Annotated in this window: 21 protein-coding genes, 2 pseudogenes and 1 riboswitch; of the genes and pseudogenes, 13 read left to right on the top strand and 10 right to left on the bottom strand. The window is 67.5% G+C overall.

Annotation, left to right across the window (positions count from 1 at the left end):
- Positions 1 to 5: 5 nt before the first annotated feature.
- Positions 6 to 1,562 (bottom strand): sugar ABC transporter ATP-binding protein, encoded by a 1,557-nt coding sequence (locus tag KIP79_RS49570; RefSeq protein ID WP_214106842.1) that lies wholly within the window; start codon positions 1,560 to 1,562, stop codon positions 6 to 8.
- Between the two features lie 141 nt (positions 1,563 to 1,703).
- Here KIP79_RS49570 and KIP79_RS22350 point away from each other — a divergent pair, with 141 nt between their 5' ends.
- Positions 1,704 to 2,747, top strand: a complete 1,044-nt coding sequence (locus tag KIP79_RS22350; protein ID WP_214106843.1) for a tagatose 1,6-diphosphate aldolase — start codon at positions 1,704 to 1,706, stop codon at positions 2,745 to 2,747.
- A gap of 204 nt (positions 2,748 to 2,951) precedes the next feature.
- Here KIP79_RS22350 and KIP79_RS22355 read toward each other — a convergent pair whose 3' ends face one another.
- Together KIP79_RS22355 and KIP79_RS22360 are read right to left on the bottom strand one after the other, a co-directional pair.
- Positions 2,952 to 3,095 (bottom strand): hypothetical protein, encoded by a 144-nt coding sequence (locus KIP79_RS22355; RefSeq protein ID WP_214106844.1) that lies wholly within the window; start codon positions 3,093 to 3,095, stop codon positions 2,952 to 2,954.
- 58 nt (positions 3,096 to 3,153) lie between these two features.
- The gene (locus KIP79_RS22360; protein ID WP_214106845.1) at positions 3,154 to 3,519 is read right to left on the bottom strand and encodes a VOC family protein; all 366 of its coding nucleotides are present in this window, start codon (positions 3,517 to 3,519) and stop codon (positions 3,154 to 3,156) included.
- Positions 3,520 to 3,612: 93 nt separating this feature from the next.
- Here KIP79_RS22360 and KIP79_RS22365 point away from each other — a divergent pair, with 93 nt between their 5' ends.
- Both KIP79_RS22365 and KIP79_RS50125 read left to right on the top strand, forming a co-directional pair.
- Positions 3,613 to 4,608 carry a helix-turn-helix transcriptional regulator gene (locus tag KIP79_RS22365; protein WP_214106846.1) on the top strand — a complete coding sequence of 332 codons (996 nt, stop codon included), beginning with the start codon at positions 3,613 to 3,615 and terminating at the stop codon, positions 4,606 to 4,608.
- A 138-nt stretch (positions 4,609 to 4,746) separates the two neighbouring features.
- Positions 4,747 to 4,896 (top strand): annotated as a pseudogene (locus tag KIP79_RS50125) (putative quinol monooxygenase); the annotation flags it as partial.
- Position 4,897: 1 nt separating this feature from the next.
- On the opposite strand, the gene KIP79_RS47200 reads toward KIP79_RS50125, so the two are convergent.
- The 4 genes and pseudogenes from KIP79_RS47200 to KIP79_RS22385 all read right to left on the bottom strand — a co-directional run bounded on the left by KIP79_RS47200 (position 4,898) and on the right by KIP79_RS22385 (position 5,938).
- Positions 4,898 to 5,098: a hypothetical protein gene (locus KIP79_RS47200; RefSeq protein ID WP_443611856.1), complete on the bottom strand. Its 201-nt coding sequence runs from the start codon at positions 5,096 to 5,098 to the stop codon at positions 4,898 to 4,900.
- A gap of 64 nt (positions 5,099 to 5,162) precedes the next feature.
- Positions 5,163 to 5,345, bottom strand: a pseudogene (locus tag KIP79_RS50130) (DUF305 domain-containing protein); the annotation flags it as partial.
- A gap of 15 nt (positions 5,346 to 5,360) precedes the next feature.
- Positions 5,361 to 5,528 (bottom strand): DUF305 domain-containing protein, encoded by a 168-nt coding sequence (locus KIP79_RS49575; RefSeq protein ID WP_214106848.1) that lies wholly within the window; start codon positions 5,526 to 5,528, stop codon positions 5,361 to 5,363.
- The gene (locus KIP79_RS22385; RefSeq protein WP_214106849.1) at positions 5,525 to 5,938 is read right to left on the bottom strand and encodes a DUF3105 domain-containing protein; all 414 of its coding nucleotides are present in this window, start codon (positions 5,936 to 5,938) and stop codon (positions 5,525 to 5,527) included. The genes KIP79_RS49575 and KIP79_RS22385 overlap by 4 nt, the downstream gene beginning before the upstream one ends.
- A gap of 133 nt (positions 5,939 to 6,071) precedes the next feature.
- On the opposite strand from KIP79_RS22385, the gene KIP79_RS22390 reads away from it, so the two are divergent.
- Entirely contained in the window at positions 6,072 to 6,476 is a 405-nt protein-coding gene (locus tag KIP79_RS22390) for an ArsR/SmtB family transcription factor (RefSeq protein ID WP_214106850.1), read from the top strand.
- Entirely contained in the window at positions 6,473 to 7,177 is a 705-nt protein-coding gene (locus KIP79_RS22395) for a cation efflux transmembrane domain-containing protein (protein ID WP_214106851.1), read from the top strand. The genes KIP79_RS22390 and KIP79_RS22395 overlap by 4 nt, the downstream gene beginning before the upstream one ends.
- Positions 7,178 to 7,602: 425 nt before the next feature.
- Here KIP79_RS22395 and KIP79_RS49580 read toward each other — a convergent pair whose 3' ends face one another.
- Positions 7,603 to 8,169 carry a DivIVA domain-containing protein gene (locus tag KIP79_RS49580; RefSeq protein WP_214106852.1) on the bottom strand — a complete coding sequence of 189 codons (567 nt, stop codon included), beginning with the start codon at positions 8,167 to 8,169 and terminating at the stop codon, positions 7,603 to 7,605.
- 12 nt (positions 8,170 to 8,181) lie between these two features.
- The gene (locus tag KIP79_RS22405; protein ID WP_214106853.1) at positions 8,182 to 9,345 is read right to left on the bottom strand and encodes a ZIP family transporter; all 1,164 of its coding nucleotides are present in this window, start codon (positions 9,343 to 9,345) and stop codon (positions 8,182 to 8,184) included.
- A 202-nt stretch (positions 9,346 to 9,547) separates the two neighbouring features.
- On the opposite strand from KIP79_RS22405, the gene KIP79_RS22410 reads away from it, so the two are divergent.
- The 8 genes from KIP79_RS22410 to KIP79_RS22445 all read left to right on the top strand — a co-directional run bounded on the left by KIP79_RS22410 (position 9,548) and on the right by KIP79_RS22445 (position 13,861).
- Complete coding sequence (locus KIP79_RS22410; protein WP_308169838.1) at positions 9,548 to 9,928, top strand: ArsR/SmtB family transcription factor; 381 nt, start codon at positions 9,548 to 9,550, stop codon at positions 9,926 to 9,928.
- Complete coding sequence (locus KIP79_RS22415) at positions 9,921 to 10,895, top strand: cation diffusion facilitator family transporter (RefSeq protein WP_214106854.1); 975 nt, start codon at positions 9,921 to 9,923, stop codon at positions 10,893 to 10,895. The genes KIP79_RS22410 and KIP79_RS22415 overlap by 8 nt, the downstream gene beginning before the upstream one ends.
- Before the next feature lie 5 nt (positions 10,896 to 10,900).
- The gene (locus KIP79_RS22420; protein WP_214106855.1) at positions 10,901 to 11,515 is read left to right on the top strand and encodes a methyltransferase family protein; all 615 of its coding nucleotides are present in this window, start codon (positions 10,901 to 10,903) and stop codon (positions 11,513 to 11,515) included.
- A 74-nt stretch (positions 11,516 to 11,589) separates the two neighbouring features.
- On the top strand, positions 11,590 to 11,952 hold the full coding sequence (locus tag KIP79_RS22425) for a BlaI/MecI/CopY family transcriptional regulator (protein ID WP_214106856.1): 363 nt from the start codon (positions 11,590 to 11,592) through the stop codon (positions 11,950 to 11,952).
- Positions 11,949 to 12,098, top strand: a complete 150-nt coding sequence (locus KIP79_RS22430) for a hypothetical protein (RefSeq protein ID WP_214106857.1) — start codon at positions 11,949 to 11,951, stop codon at positions 12,096 to 12,098. The genes KIP79_RS22425 and KIP79_RS22430 overlap by 4 nt, the downstream gene beginning before the upstream one ends.
- A gap of 111 nt (positions 12,099 to 12,209) precedes the next feature.
- The gene (locus KIP79_RS22435) at positions 12,210 to 12,482 is read left to right on the top strand and encodes a M48 family metalloprotease (RefSeq protein WP_214106858.1); all 273 of its coding nucleotides are present in this window, start codon (positions 12,210 to 12,212) and stop codon (positions 12,480 to 12,482) included.
- A 63-nt stretch (positions 12,483 to 12,545) separates the two neighbouring features.
- Positions 12,546 to 12,914 carry a BlaI/MecI/CopY family transcriptional regulator gene (locus KIP79_RS22440; RefSeq protein ID WP_214106859.1) on the top strand — a complete coding sequence of 123 codons (369 nt, stop codon included), beginning with the start codon at positions 12,546 to 12,548 and terminating at the stop codon, positions 12,912 to 12,914.
- A gap of 38 nt (positions 12,915 to 12,952) precedes the next feature.
- Positions 12,953 to 13,861: a M56 family metallopeptidase gene (locus KIP79_RS22445; protein WP_214106860.1), complete on the top strand. Its 909-nt coding sequence runs from the start codon at positions 12,953 to 12,955 to the stop codon at positions 13,859 to 13,861.
- 37 nt (positions 13,862 to 13,898) lie between these two features.
- Here KIP79_RS22445 and KIP79_RS22450 read toward each other — a convergent pair whose 3' ends face one another.
- A complete protein-coding gene (locus KIP79_RS22450) occupies positions 13,899 to 14,864 on the bottom strand; it encodes a D-alanyl-D-alanine carboxypeptidase family protein (protein ID WP_214106861.1) in 966 nt (321 codons plus the stop codon).
- Positions 14,865 to 14,876: 12 nt separating this feature from the next.
- Positions 14,877 to 15,010, bottom strand: a riboswitch (cyclic di-AMP (ydaO/yuaA leader).
- Between the last annotated feature and the right edge of the window lie 353 nt (positions 15,011 to 15,363).

Here is a 15,363-nt window from a genome sequence, read left to right on the forward strand (position 1 = left end):
GGGGCCTATCTGGGAGAGGCGTGGAATCCGGCGGCGTGGGAGAAAATCTCTTCCTGGGCTGCTGTGGCCGTGGTGGTCGCGAGCGAAATGTCGCGCTCGATGCGTCCCCGGCGCATGACGAGCACCCGGTGCGCGAGGCCGAGCACCTCGGGCAGGTCTGACGAGGCCATGACGATCGCCATTCCGGACGAGGCGAGATCCGCGATGATGCGGTAGATCTGACTACGCGCTCCCACGTCGACGCCGCGCGTCGGTTCGTCGAGCAGCAGGACGTCGACCCGGTCGGTGAGCCATCGTCCGAGGACGACCTTCTGCTGGTTGCCACCGGACAGGGCGGCCACGGGCTGGTCCAGGGAGGCCGACCGCAGACGCATGTCGTTCATCACGTCCGTCACCCGCGACCTGGCCAGGGCGGTGCGCTTCCAACCGCCGACGGAGAACCGCGAAAGCCGGGGCAGGATGCCGTTCTCCAGGATGCTCAGCCTTGGCACCAGGCCCGCGACCTGCCGGTCCTCGGGGACAATCGCCATGTGGGCGCCGATCGCGGCGGCGGGGTCGTTGCGGCGCACGGCGCGCCCGGACACGGTGACCGACCCGCGCCTGCGACGTCGGATCCCCATGATGGTCTCGATCAGCTCGGTACGCCCCGCGCCTACCAGCCCGGCGAGCGCCACGATCTCTCCTGGGCGGACCGAGAAGCTGACCGGTGTGCCGAACCCCTCCACCTCGATGTCGGCGACCAGCAGCCGGGGCGCCTCGTCACGGGGTGGCGGGATCTCCGGGAAGATCTCGTCCAGATCGCGGCCGATCATCGCGGTGACGATCTGATCATCGGTGATCTCACCGGCCGGCCGGTCCTCGATGAGGTTTCCGTCGCGCAGCACGACCACCCGGTCGGCCACCGCACGGATCTCCTCCATCTTGTGCGTGGTGTAGATCATCGCGACCCCGCGCTCGCGCAACCGGTCGATGATCCGGTAGAGCCGTGCCACCTCCACCTCGGAGATGGCCGATGTGGGCTCGTCAAGTAGCAGGACGTCACATCCGGTGGAGGTGCTCTTGATGATCTCCACGATCTGCTGTACGGCCAGGCTGAGTTCCCGCATCGGGCGCCGCGGATCCACGACCAGTTCGAACTCGCGAAGCAGCCGCCCGGCCTCCGCGATCATGGCTGATCGGTCGAGCAGGCCAAGCGCGCCTTTGAGCTCCCGGCCCAGGAACAGGTTCTCGTAGATCGTCATATCGGGGATCGGCGCGAGTTCCTGGGGCACGATGGCGATGCCCGCCTCGCGTGCCTCTCGGACGCTGGCCGCCCGGAGCGTCTTCTCACCTACGCGGATCTCGCCGGCGCTGGGCGCCTCCTGGCCAGCGATGATCTTCATAAGCGTCGACTTTCCCGCTCCGTTCTCGCCGACGAGAGCCGTGACGGTGCCGGACCGCAGTGCCAGGTCCACCCCCTTGAGGACGGAGACGTGGCCGAAGGCCTTGTGCACGTCGCGACATTCGACGACCGGGGCGTCAGGTGATCGATCCGGGTACTCCTGGGTCGAGTGAAGCTGCACAGCAGCCTCCTTGTGCGTTTAATGTGTATTGCAACACGGTTTTAACATCGCTTACTGTGATGTACGGCAAATGGAACCGTCAAGTGCACGAGCAGATCTGTGCGAACGATCGCTGAGCCCGAACCGAGGGAGTCGCAACCGATGGCCAGACACGACGTCGATCCGGGCAAGATTCGCGGTCTGAGCAGCCTCATCAGTGTGGATGGGTATTTCCTCATGTCCGCCATTGATCACCTGGGAGACTTCAGCCGGCTGCTGCCCAACGCGGGCGGCCCAGCCGATTTCGCACAGATCGTGTGTGCGAAAGCACGCATCGCGAGGGTGCTCGCCGAGGAGTCGTCCGCGATCCTGCTCGATCCCGAGTACGGCCTCGGTCATCTCACCGCGAGCGGCGCGGTACCGGCGGGGATCGGCCTGGTGGCCAGCATCGAAGGCGACGACTACGAGGTCCGTCACGCCGAACGCCACACCTGCCTGCGCCCCGGTTGGTCACCCGCCAAGGCCAGGCTTGCCGGCGCGGACGCAGCCAAGCTTCTCTGGTACTACCGACCGGACGGGAATCCGGACGTACGAGCGAGCCAGCTTCGACTACTGGAGCACTTCCTTCAAGCCTGCGACGACAATGGCCTCGTCTCCATCGTGGAGCCGATCTGGTCACCTCTCCCCGGGGAGAACGTCCTGGATCCGGCCTGGAAGGCGGGCCGCGTCAGGGGCATCATCGAGTCGGCCATCGAGATCGACCGCATGGGTACCGATGTGCTGAAGGTCGAGTTCCCCGGTTACGTCGGGGACGAGGCGTCCGAGAAGGAGGCGCTGCGAGCCTGCGAGGAACTCGATGCGCGCACCGACGCACCATGGCTGATCCTCTCGGCGGGTGTCGGTTACGACGACTTCGTCACCCAAGTCGAGATCTCCGCGACCGCGGGCGCGTCAGGCTACCTGGCAGGGCGCAGCCTGTGGCGTGAGGCGGTCACGGCGTCCACGCCGGCGGATCGCGAAGCGAGCCTCGATCTCGTGCGCGAACGCCTCCGTCGGCTCAACGCCACCGTCCGTGACAATGCGCGGCCGTTCGTAGCCACCCACCCGCTCGATGACATCCTGGGTGCAATCGGGCCGTTCTGGTACGAGTCATGGCACGAGAACCCCGACACACCCATGCCGACCACAGCCGCCGACCGACAGTGAGCGTCCCTTTTTCGTGCGCCCAGCAGAGGGGGAGGCCAAGCCGTACCCGTAGGTCCGGGCGTCCCCGCCACCGCAACCGGCGTCACGGACTCTGTGCCTGCCGAAAATTCCATCCGTGCAGTTCAAGCGGCATGTGAGTACTCGTGGAGGACTCCGCCGAGCCGGTCTCGACGGCGGATGGTCAAGCTCGCGATTCGCTCCGGATCAGTGATCGGATCCGGCGAGCAGATCGCCGATCACCGGGTAGGCGTCGGCCGGGTCATCGAAGGTGCGGGTCGCGTGCGCGAGCCCGCGCAGGGCTTCCGAGGCTTCGGCGGAGTCTTTGGTCGGATCGTCGAATGTGGGCATGGGCGCCTCCCTGGCGTGGTTTGCCAGGGAGGCGCGTCGGGATGCCCGCTGCGGGGATTCAGTCGAACGGTGAGACGCGGATGAGGTTTCCGTCGGGGTCGGCGATGACGAAGGTGCGGCCGAAGACGTCGTCGTGCGGCTCCTCGATCACGGTGACGCCCTTCTCCGCCCACTTCGCGTAGACGTCGTCGATGGCGGCGGTGGCGCGGGGGACCATCAGGCCGACCTCGGAGGAGCGGGGCGTGTCTGGCGTGACGGTGTCGCCGCGTCCGCTCCACAGGGCGAACAGGACGCTCGGCGCGACCTGGAAGGGGACGTAGCGGGGGGTGGTGGTGATCGGCTCGATCTCGAACAGGTCGGAGTAGAACCGGGTCGCCCGCTCGATGTCGGTGACGTAGATCAGGAACAGGTTCGGTGCGCTCATGCGAGGGCTTTCTTTCGAATCGGTGGATGTCGTACGGCTACACTCGCATCAATAGATGACAGTCCATGTCATCTATTGAGGTGAAGGTGGAGCATGGAACGTCCGCAGCGGCTGCTGGCGCTGCTCGTCGCATTGCAGGCGGGCAGGCAGATGACCGCCGACGATCTGGCCGCGCAGTTCGGCGTCTCGAAGCGGACGATCCTGCGCGACGTCGGCGCGCTGACGGCCGCGGATGTCCCGGTCGTGGCCGAGCGCGGCCGCTACGGCGGGATCACGCTGCTGCCCGGTGCCGGCATCGACGTGGGCCGGCTGACCGACACCGAGGCCGAGGTGCTGGAGGTGTTCGGCATCGACGTGCGCCGGGCCCGGCAGCTGGGAATCGAGGTGGCGGCCCGCAGCGCTGCGCAGAAGCTCGCCGCCAGGAAGCGGCGCCCTGCGCCCGGCCGGGACGAGGCGCGTCTACCGTTGGCCGATGTCGTCACGATCGACGACACAGCCTGGTTCGCCCCGCGGGAACCCGCCGAGCTGGCACAGCTTGTCCGCGACATCCGCAGCGGGAACCGGCTGCGCATCCTCTATCAATCCAGTGGCCGGCGCGTCGCACGGGAACGCACGGTCGATCCGTACGGGGTGTCCTCGCGCGGTGGGCGCTGGTACCTGATCGCCGACGTCGACGGGCGGCCGCGCATGTTCGCACTCGCCCGGCTGAGGTCGTGGTCGGTGCTGGACAGTGAGCGTCGCATCCGCCCCGACGTCGCCCTCGCCGACGTCGTCCGCGAGCTCGTCGCCGCGCTCGAAGACCGCCACGAGGTGATCGTGACCGCGCTCCTCGACGCGGACCGGGAGGATATCGCCCGCCGCATCCTCGGCAGCAGGCTGCGGACCGTTGACGCGACCGACGACCCGACCCGCATCCGCCTCACCGTCGGATACGAGCAGCTCGACGGCGTGCGTCAGCTCCTGCAGTTCAGCGACCACATCGAGATCACCCACCCCTCGGAGGCACGAGCACTCATCGCCACGCTCGCCGGCCGGATCGCCGCACGACACGACAGCCCGGGCCACGGTACAACCGCCGAGTCGCCATAGATATCGGTCAGACCGAGCGGCACAGCGGTAGCGCCGCGACGGTGAACGCGACGGCCTGCTGCCCGACGAGCCGCCGGATTTCGCAGGACGCTTGGATCGCGGCCTGCTCGACCGTACACAACGAGAGGGGAGCCCTGAATGATCACTCTGACGGTCGGTCTGCGGGTGCGTCCCGGACATGTGACACCGTTCCTCGCGGCCATCGAGGAGAATGCACGGCGATCCTTCACCGACGAGCCCGGCTGCCTCTACTTCGACGTGTCCCAGGACCTGGCCGACGACCACCACTTCATCTTCTTCGAGGTGTACGCGGACGAGGCCGCAGCCGAAGCGCACCGCGCCGCTCCGCGTACATGGCTTCGAACTTGCCCTGCCGGGCGGCCGCCTCGGCTGCCCGGGCGGCCAGTTCGCCGTTGCGGTGGCCGGGCAGCGGGAAGTAGCGGACCACCAGATTGATCCGCCCGGCGTACTCGGCGCGGATGCGCTCCATGTGCGGTGCGGAGGAAGAGCATTTCGGCCTCGCGGCCGCTGGCCTTCTCCAATGCTTGGAGTTGATCCGCGCTCGCCATCCCCGGCATCGAGGCCGGGGTCTGTGTCGTCTTGGCGTGGTGGTCGCGCATCCAGCTCATTGGCGGGCCCGACGCTGCTTGCGGCAGGCCCCACAGGTTGAGCCAGGCGTACATCTGCCCGATCTGGTGCTGCTGGGTGGTGGCGATGTCGTAGGCGAGGGTGCGGATCTCCGGATCGGTGGTTCAGTCGCGGATGATCATGGCCATGCGCACGGCCTGGGCATGGTGGGCCTGCATGTCCCGGGCGAATCCCGCTTCTGGGGAGCCGTCGCCGGGGGCGGAGGGCGCCAGCAGCCAGAAGGCCGACAGGGCCACGCCCGCCAGAAGAACCATCACGGCGTCCATGGTCACCTTCGGCTGACCACCTTCTCCACCTCGGCAACCGGGAGGTCGGGGCGGACGGTGATCCACACGGCGCCGTGCTCCTGGGCGTGTACGACGTTCTCCTTGCGCAGGGGCTGGGCGTAGACGCCGCAGTTCTGCCACTGGGGGTCGTGATCTCCGCCGATGGGCGGGCTGTGCTGGTAGGTCACCGGATCGGTGGTGTGGTTGCGATTTTCGAAGGTGGCGACCTGCACCGCATCCAGGGAGGACTTCGCACGCTCACGGATGATCAGCACAGCCACCGTCGTCACCACCGCGACCAGCGTCACGGAGGCGGCACCGACCACGATCGTTCTGCGGACGTTCTCGCGTCGGCGCTGCCGGATCTGGAGCTGGGCAAGCCGCTCCTTTCTCGTCAGTGGGGACTTGTCGCTCATGGCTCCTCGCTCGGTGTGCTCACCCGGTGGTTCTACGTCGCGTAGAACTTCTACGGCATGTCGAATATGGGCGACGTAAGCCCTCTCAAAGAAGGGTTGACCATCGATCGCCAGACGTGGCTATCATCGCACTATGGCGATTAATGAGGGTGGGTGGTGCGTCACCGCCGACATCGCGGCTGGGATCTCCCCTGCGGCGGCGCTGTTTCATTCGCTGGCGGACGAGACCCGATTGCGGATCGTGGCGCGGCTGGCCCGCGGCGAGGCGCGCGTCGTCGACTTGACCGGGGAACTCGGGCTGGCCCAGTCCACGGTGTCCAAACACCTGGCATGCCTTCGAGACTGCGGCCTGATCGACTACCGCGCTGAGGGCCGCCAGTCGTTCTACGCCCTGACCCGGCCCGAGCTGATGGACCTGCTCGCCGCGGCCGAGCACCTGCTCGGCGCCACCGGTCACGCCATCACGCTGCGTCCGCTCTCTTCCGAACCTGCTGCCGGCTTGGTGGAGGCCGCGCCTGAGCCGGAGGCCGCGTCATGACCGCCCTGGACCTTGACCCCGCGCTGGCACGCCGCATGCGGTTGCAGAGCCGGATCCGGCTACTGGTGGCGGCCACCATCACCTACAACGTGATCGAGGCGGCCGTCGCGCTCACCGCCGGGACCGTCGCCTCCTCCGCCGCACTCATCGGGTTCGGCCTGGACTCGGTGATCGAGGTGGCCTCGGCCGCCGCTGTCGCCTGGCAGTTCTCGGTCGCCGATCACGAGCGGCGGGAGAAGGCCGCGCTGCGCGTGATCGCGCTGTCCTTCTTCGGCCTGGCCGCCTACGTCTCCTTCGATGCCGTACGCGCGTTGCTGGGCAGCGGGGAAGCCGAGCACTCCACTCCCGGGCTCATCCTGGCCGCCCTGTCTCTGCTGATCATGCCGTTCCTGTCCTACGCGCAGCGCAGGACCGGCCGCGAACTCGGCTCGGCGAGCGCGGTCGCCGACTCCAAGCAGACCCTGCTGTGCACCTACCTGTCGGCGGTCCTGCTGGTCGGGCTCGCGCTCAACAGCCTGTTCGGCTGGTCCTGGGCGGACCCGATCGCCGCCCTGGTCATCGCCGCCGTCGCGGTCAAGGAAGGCCGCGAGGCCTGGCGAGGGGACGCCTGCTGCGCACCACTCCAGTCAGCCCGTACGGCATCCGGCGAAACCGGGACGGCGGACTGCGCGGATGGGTGCTGCCACAACGACTCGCAATAGGCGGAACGCCGTGGTCAGATCAGGGTCGAAGCCCGGCTGGTCCTGGCTTCCCTGCGGGGGACAGGTTCGGGTACAGCGGCCCGGCTCTGGCCGGGGACTGAACTTCTATAAACCGTAGAAACAAGACTGGCGTATCTCCGGGTGAGTGTGTCGCAATCGGCCCTGACCGGAGTTGGCAGCCATGGATTCCCTGTACTCGATCGAGGTCCCGCAGAGCGGCGGCGAGCGCTGATGCCCGGCCGCGTGTCGATCCGTTCCGCAGCCGTTGGGTTCGTCCTTCTCGTCGGGACGGCTCTGTTCCGCGGTGACGGCCAGGAGTTGGCTGGCACCGGTATCGCCGGTGCCAGCCCCGTTCCCGCAGGGGACGTCTCACGTTCGCCGATTCGAGGTATCGCCAATGCGTGGACGTTGTTCAGCAGTGGCAGTCAGCTTTCTGATGCACCCGGCCCAGGAGAGGCTTCATCGTCCTGGCGGAGCCGGTCGATCAGCCCATCGATCTGAGAGAGATGGTCTTCGAGGCTCACCCGCCTGCGGTCGATCTCTTGCAGATCGCGGCTGAGGATCTCCCTGGCTCTGCGCAATCCCTCGCGCAACGCCTCGGTGCGTGCGCGTGCGTCCGCTTCGGCTTGAGCCCTGATCGCCGCGGCCTCTTCTTGCGCGGTTGAGATCAACAGGATGGGTGTCTCGGTGTGCAGGCCGCTTGCGCCGAGCGTGGGCGGTATGTCGACGCGTGGCTGGTCAGCCGGGTTCAGCTGGGTCTTCAACTGGCCGTTTTCCTGATGAAGGCGGCGCAGGCTGCTCTCCACCTCGCCCAGAAAGAGGTCGACTTCGGCGAGGTCGTACCCCTCACGGAGGCGACTGGTGGCGAACACCCGGCGCTGAACGTCCTCAGGCGTCAGCACCTTGCCGGTGGCGCTGGAACCCGCGTGCGGTGAGTGGTCGAGGACCTCCGGTGCGAGGTTCGAATGCGCGTGGCCGTGCCCATCGCTCATGGTCTGAATCACCTAGCCTTTCGAGGAGAAAACGTCCAGCAGATAGGCGCGCTGACGCTCGGTGAGATCACCGACGGCGCGCGTGGGTTCGATGCCTTTGGCCGCCAGCAGGGCTTTCGTGTCATGACCGGGGAGCCCCCGCAACAACCAGCCGATGTTGGTCCCCTGCGCCAGCTTGTCCGGGCGAGCGAACACCTGGGACAGGGTGAGCTGCCCTGTGGTCAGGGCGGCCCGCAGTTCCTTTCTGTCGAGAGGAGAGGAAGGAGTAGGGGACGGAAGCGGAGGCATCGCCGAGGGCGGGGAGGCCGCTGGAGCAGGAAGGCGAGCCACGGCCCGTCCCATCTGATTGGATCGCTGGTCACCCGGCATCCAGCGGATGACGGCGATGATCACCGCCAGCGTTCCGGCCAGGGCGATGGCGCTCACCAGGTGCCGCCGGGGCAGGCGTCCGTCCTTCTGCCTGCTCGCGGCCAGTTTTATGCCCACCACGGCCGTACGGAGGAGAACGCCGGCCACCACCCCGATCAGGATGGGCTCGACCTGAGGCGGAATGGGACTGACCGTCGCGATCAGAACGCCTACCGCCGGACTCACACAGGACACCGTCAGCCAGGGCGCCAGCCGTTGCTTCGCCATGTCCAGGAGCGCGGTCAACGCCAGACCCTCGCTGGTCGAATGGACCATGAGAGCGATCACCACGACGGCGGATGTGGTCAGGGCGAGCGTGGCGCCCTCGACCGCGCGGTGGACCGACAGGGCCGCCGCCGTACCCATGCCACCGAACACGGCGGCGCTGAGCACCTCCTTGACCTGGCGGTGCAGACCGGGAGCGTGCCTACCGACCGGCTTGGCGTTCTCATGGTCGTGGCCGCAACCCTTCCGCGTGAAATAGGTGATCACCAGGAACCCGAAAACGATCGCCAGCCCCAGCGCCCACAACGGGACGTCGTTCTCAATCGCCCCCTGCCACGCGTCCGGCAGCATATCGATCAACGCGGTGACCAGCATCAGAGCGGATGCGACGGCAAGCAAAGCAGTGACTTGCCGGGATTTTCGCCTGGCCAACCAGGCTCCCGCCAAAGTGGACAGAGAGATCAAGACGACGGCGAGCCAGACCGCAAGCCCTGAAGATCGCGCTTCGAACGTCGGCTCCATTGACTGCACCCAGCTGGGCATGCCATTCCACACTCCTTCTTCGATGTCATGGCGACCCGGGGACCGCAGGCGCCTTTGCCAGGCCTCATTGCGGAGAGTAGATATCCAGCTACTCAACGTTTACACGTCTGAGCAAGTGTTCAAGTCTGCCGAGGAGGTGGTGTTGACATCCGCTGGGTACGGCTGGACACTCCAACATATGAACAGGCATTCAAGTGTTGCGGTGCTCCTGCCGCCTGACACCTGTCCCACGCCGATGGTGGACGCCGAGCGGGTGGCCGCCGTCCGGCGGGCGCTTCCCTCGGAGGAGGTTGTGCACGATCTCGCCAAGGTCTTCTCTTTGCTGGCCGATCCTGGGCGGTTGCGCTTGCTGGCCGCGCTCCTGGAGGGCGGTGAGATGTGCGTCTGCGACCTGGCCGCGGCCACCGGGCAGAGCATGTCCGCCGCCTCGCACGCGCTACGCCTGCTGCGCACGCACCAGGTGGTCAAGGTCCGCCGCTCCGGCCGGATGGCCTACTACCGGCTGGCCGACTCGCACGTCCGCCTGCTGTTCGACCTGGCGATCACCCACATCGGCCAGGAGGAGGAGCGAAACGATGGCTGACCACGGACACGGTCATGGTCACGGACACGGGGTCAGCGCTGAGGCCGACCGCCGTTACCTGACCGGTGCGCTCGCCCTGATCGTTGGCTTCATGGCGATCGAGGTGGTCATCGGTTTCATCGCCCAGTCGCTGGCGTTGATCTCGGACGCCGGGCACATGCTCACCGACGCCATCGCCATCGTCTTCGCGCTGATCGCCATGCGCATCTCCGCCCGCCCGCCCCGGGGCGGCTTCACCTACGGCCTCAAACGCGCCGAGATCATCTCCGCGCAGATCAACGGCATCACCCTGCTCCTGCTCAGCGCGTACTTCATCTTCGAGGGCGTTCGCCGGCTCGTCGAACCCCCCGACGTCGAGGGGCTGTACGTGGTGGTGACCGGCCTGGCGGGCATCGCGATCAACCTGGCGGCCGCCTGGCTCATGTCCAAGGCCAACCGGAGCAGCCTCAACGTCGAAGGCGCCTACCAGCACGTCCTCAACGACCTGTTCGCCTTCATCGCCACCACCATCGCCGGAGCGGTCGTCTGGCTCACCGGCTGGGGACGGGCCGACGCCCTCGCCGCCCTGGTCGTGGCCGCCCTCATGCTCAAGGCCGGTTGGGGCCTGGTCCGCGATTCCGGCCGCGTCTTCATGGAAGCCGCCCCGGTCGGCATGAACCCCACCGAAATCGGAACGAAGGCCGCGGCTCTCGACTCGGTCGTCGAAGTGCACGACCTGCACATCTGGGAGGTCACCTCCGGCTACGCCGCACTCTCGGCCCACATCCTGGTGGAGCCGGGCGCCGACTGCCACGCCGTCCGCGTGGCCGCCGAGCGTATGGTCCACGACCAGTACGGCATCGAGCACACCACCCTGCAGGTCGACCACGCCCCCAAGGAACTGCTGACGCTCGGCACCACCACCGAGGTCCACTGCGCCGACCCCCACGGCCCCTCCCACAAAGCCACCCCAACCGAGACAGAGTGACCGCCGTGATCATCGCTGCTTTGGTCGTCTACACCCTGGGCCTCCTGGTGCTCTTCGGCTACCGGAGCTGGCTCCAGTTCCGGCAGACCGGAAGCACGGGTTTCATCGGTATTCGTGAACGTCCTGGCAGCCTTGGCTGGTGGGGCGGCGTCCTGTTCGTCCTCGCCATCGTGGCCACGGTGCTCGCCCTGCTCCTGGCCGCAACCGGGCTCCTCACCCCGGCGGCCTCGCTGACTCATCCCGTCCTCGGTGGTCTGGGTCTCGCACTCGCCCTTGTCGGCCTGGTCGTGACCTTCCTCGCCCAGAACGCCATGGGCGCCTCATGGCGCATCGGCGTCGACGCCGACGAGCGTACGAACCTGGTCACCGGGGGAATCTTCTCCTGGGTCCGTAATCCGATCTTCACCGCGATGACGACGGCGCTCCTCGGACTGCCCCTCCTGATACCCAGCTGGCTGTCGCTGACCGCTCTGCCGGCCCTGGTCGCCGCCATCGAAATCCAGGTACGAGCCGTCGAAGAACCGTACCTGGCCCGTGTGCACGGCTCCGCTTTCACCGACTACACCGCGCGGACGGGCCGGTTCCTGCCTGGCATCGGCACCGAGCCCATCCGTGAGTAGTCTTCCGGCCGTCGTTGCGCCCAGCCCGGATCGCGTACCCTCTAGCTTCGGCGATGGGACGTAAGGGGTGCGCGGTGCGGCTCGGCAACCTGGAACGCTCGATCATGGAAGCGCTGTGGAGACATCCCGACGGGATGTTCGCCCAGCAGATCGCCAACGCTCTTCCTTCCAAGCCCGCGGTCACCACCGTGCTGACCGTTCTGGTACGGCTCTCGCACAAGGAACTGGTGTCGCGGCACCGCGAAGGACGCGCGCACCTCTACAAAGCCACCGCTGACCGGGACGCCTTCGTGGCAGAGTCGATGCGCGCCGCGCTCGACCAAGCCGGTGATGTCGAGGCGGCGGTGATGCGTTTCGTCGGGGCCGTCTCTCCCGAGGTCACCGCAGCGCTGAGAGCGGCTTTGGAGGAGCACGAAGCAGACCGGGATTCTCGGTGACCCCGTGGTTGATCGCCGTCGGTGTCTCCCTGCTTCCCCTCCTGCTCGGCGGACGGATCGCATCCGCGCTGGCCGGGGCACGGTGGACTCGTGAGCACCCCCGCGCCGCGCTGGCGTTGTGGCAGACACTCAGCCTCGCGAGCTGAACCTCGCGCACGAGCGCGCCCACGCCCAGGGGCGACACGACCTGCTACTTCTCCCGTTCATGGCTGACCGCCGCCGGGAAGGCACGCCAAGCTGTCCCCGTCCTGCTGGAGATGCTCGCCGACGATCGGGCAAGGCACGCGCACGGCAGCCTGCCGCTGGCCTGCGCCCTTGTCCACATGAGCGCCCCCGGCGAGCCGGCACCCGCGAGAATGGCGCTGGCCGATTCGGCGGTGACCGAGCGGGTGGAGCGGCTGCTCACCGGCCCGCGCCCGGGGCCACGCTGGGTTTCCGCGACCGTGTACTTCGTCGGGATCGTGCTGCTCAGCGGACCGATCACCATTCTGGTCGCCCCCGTACTATGCGGGATTCCTTGGCCAGGGTGATGGTAGGTGCGCATCTACGATCCCCGGTAGCATCAACGCATACGCGGAGGGAGTCATGGCACGATGCGTGGCCTGGGAGAGCTAGAGTCCGCGATCATGGAGCGTCTGTGGTCGTACCGTCGGCCCGTATCGGTCCGCGACGTACTCGAAGATCTCCGCCAGGAACGTGAGATCGCCTACACCACGGTCATGACGGTGATGGACAAACTCTTCAAGAAGGGCTTGCTCCGTCGCGAACCGGCCGGCAAGGCCTACGCGTACGAGACCGTGGCCAGCCGGGAGGCGTACACGGCTCAACTGATGCGGGAGACGCTCGCCTCCAGCGCCAATCAGGCCGCCACCCTGGTCCATTTCCTGGAGCGCCTGACGCCCGAGGAGGCGACCGCCCTGGAAGCCGCCCTGCAGGTCTATCCGACCAAGGGCCGCCAGTGATCGTGTCCGCCGTCCTTGTGGCGTACACGGTTGTCGCCATGAGCTTGTTGCCCCGGGTTCTTCCCCGGGGTGCCTGGAGCGAGCGGGCGCCACGGCTGGCGATCGCCGTCTGGCTGGCCGCCTGTGCTTCCGCTGTCGTGTCGGCGTTCCTGGCTGGCGTCGCCGCCGCGGTCCCCGGCTCCGTCGTCGGGCATGGTCTGGCCGGGCTCTTCCAGATGTGCGCCGCGATGTTGTCAGGCGGCTCCGCCTTCGCCACGACCGGTGGTCGCCTGGCCATGACGGGCTCCCTTCTCATCGCCTCATGGGCCGCCTGCTGCGGGTTGGCCGTCCTGCTGCGGGCACGGAGGGAGCGGCGGCGGCACGCCCTGATGCTGCGCATCCTCGGCCGTCCTGACGACGCCATCGGCGCAACCGTGGTGGAGCATGACGAGCCCGTGGCCTACTGCCTGCCGGGCCGCCGGGGCCAGGCCGTCATCACCACCGGAGCACTACGATCGCTGGCTCCCGAGGAGGTGGCAGCGGTCATCGCCCATGAGCGGGCGCATCTTCGCGGCCGCCATCACCTGCTGCTCGCAGCCGTCGAGACCCTCGTCCGCGCGTTCCCCAGGCTTCCGCTGTTCGCCCAGGCCAGGGATGAGGTGACCCGGCTGGTCGAGTTGCTCGCCGACGACGTCGCAGCCAGCCGTCACCCGCGTATCCATATCGCCGCCGCGCTGGTACGGCTGGCGACCGGCCGGGCTCCGGCCTTCACGCTCGGCGCCGGCGGCGAGACAGCGATCACTCGGGTGCGCCGCATGCTCGATCCGAAGGCTCCGTTGAACCTGCGTGAGCGCCTGGCGGGTGTCATCACGATCACGGCCCTGCTGTCAGGACCCGCCGCCGTGGCGCTCGTACCCGGGATCAGCGTGTTCCTGGCCCACCACTGTCACCGCCTCACCATGTTCTGAACTAACTACGGTAGTTAGTGGATATTGGTTTCGCCTTTCAACGCGGGTCGGCGTAGGGGGTTCCGGCTGCCTTATGGGCCGCCCAGTTCAGGAGCGCCCGTGCGGTCTGGAAGCGCCTGCTGGAGACCGTCTCGCCGAGGATCACGCCGACCAGTCGACGGCCATGGCTGTCGGCGGCGAAGGACAGGTTGTAGCCCGCGGCACGGGTGAAGCCGGTCTTCAGGCCGATCACGCCGGGTGTGCCGAGCAGGCTGTTGGTGTTGGTCCAACTGTAGGCACCGTGCCTGGACGTCTCGGCGACCGTGTGGTGCCGGGTTGAGGTGATTTTCAGCAGTTCCTGCTTGCGTAGCGCGATCTGGGCCAACCGCGCCTGGTCCCGGGCGGTGGAGTAGCCTCCGCCGCCCGTGGGCATGCCGTCGATGTTGACGTACCGGGTGTCGCGCATCCCGAAATTGCGTGCGGCGGTGTTCATCTTCGCGACGAACCCGGAGACGCCGGGGCCGTAGGTGCGAGCCAGGGCGTGGGCGGCGTCCGAGCCCGAGGGGAGCAGCAGGGCGTAGAGCAGGTCTTCGACGGTGAGCCGGTCTCCCGCTTGCAGGTAGGCCACCGAGGCGCCGCCCTGTGCCCCGTACCGTACGTCCTCCGGTGTGATCGTGACCGTGTCCGTCGGCTTGGCCTCCTTGAGTACGACCTGCGCGGTCATCACCTTCGTCAGGCTGGCCACTGGCATGCGCCGGTTGGGCGCCTTGCTGAACTGGACCTCACCGGTCGAGGCGTCGAGCAGGTAGGCCGCACGCCCAAGCACCGCCGGTGCGTTGACGTGGGCGGTCATGAGGGAGGACGGATGCTGCGGATGACCCACCGCGGCGGCGGCCGGTGCGGCGGTGACACTCGCGGCTGTCGTGCCGACCGCGATGACGGCGCTGGTGAGCGCTTGGCTCAGCCGGTTCTTCGGGAAGAGCGGACGGGTTTTCGGGGACGCGGGGAGCCGATGTGGGGGCATGAAGGGGTTGACTCCTTACTTCCATGCCGCCTACCGGGTTAGCTGACGGGTTCGGGCTGGAGGTGCCCTACGACAAGTGGTGTGTCGATTCACCCCAGGGGATGGGTCCCCGGCTCCGCGAGTCGCGGATTCGGCGGCCGCGCGCCCTGGCGGGGTTCCCGCCCGAGGACACACGGTTTGGGCAACGAAACGACAGCGGCCTAACAGCCGCGTGCCGCGAGTACCCAGAAAGTAATATGGTCGCCCATAAGTACACAACTAGGACAAGATGATTTTACTTGGACAGGCCCGCTACGAGGATGGATGGCGACGGCGAGCATCGGCGCCGCCGTCTCGTCAGACCCGGACCTGGGCCGATCAGCTGGGCGCGCGCATCAGCTGCCGGCAGGCCTGTTCACAGCAGCACCAAGCGCCGAATTCGCTGCTGGATTGCGCGTTTCGGTACCTTCTTCGTGACCATATCTACTATGGTCCATAGTCAGGTTCGGAGATCGTCGGG

The sequence above is a fragment of the Acrocarpospora catenulata genome (assembly GCF_018476525.1).
Classification (GTDB): domain Bacteria; phylum Actinomycetota; class Actinomycetes; order Streptosporangiales; family Streptosporangiaceae; genus Acrocarpospora; species Acrocarpospora catenulata.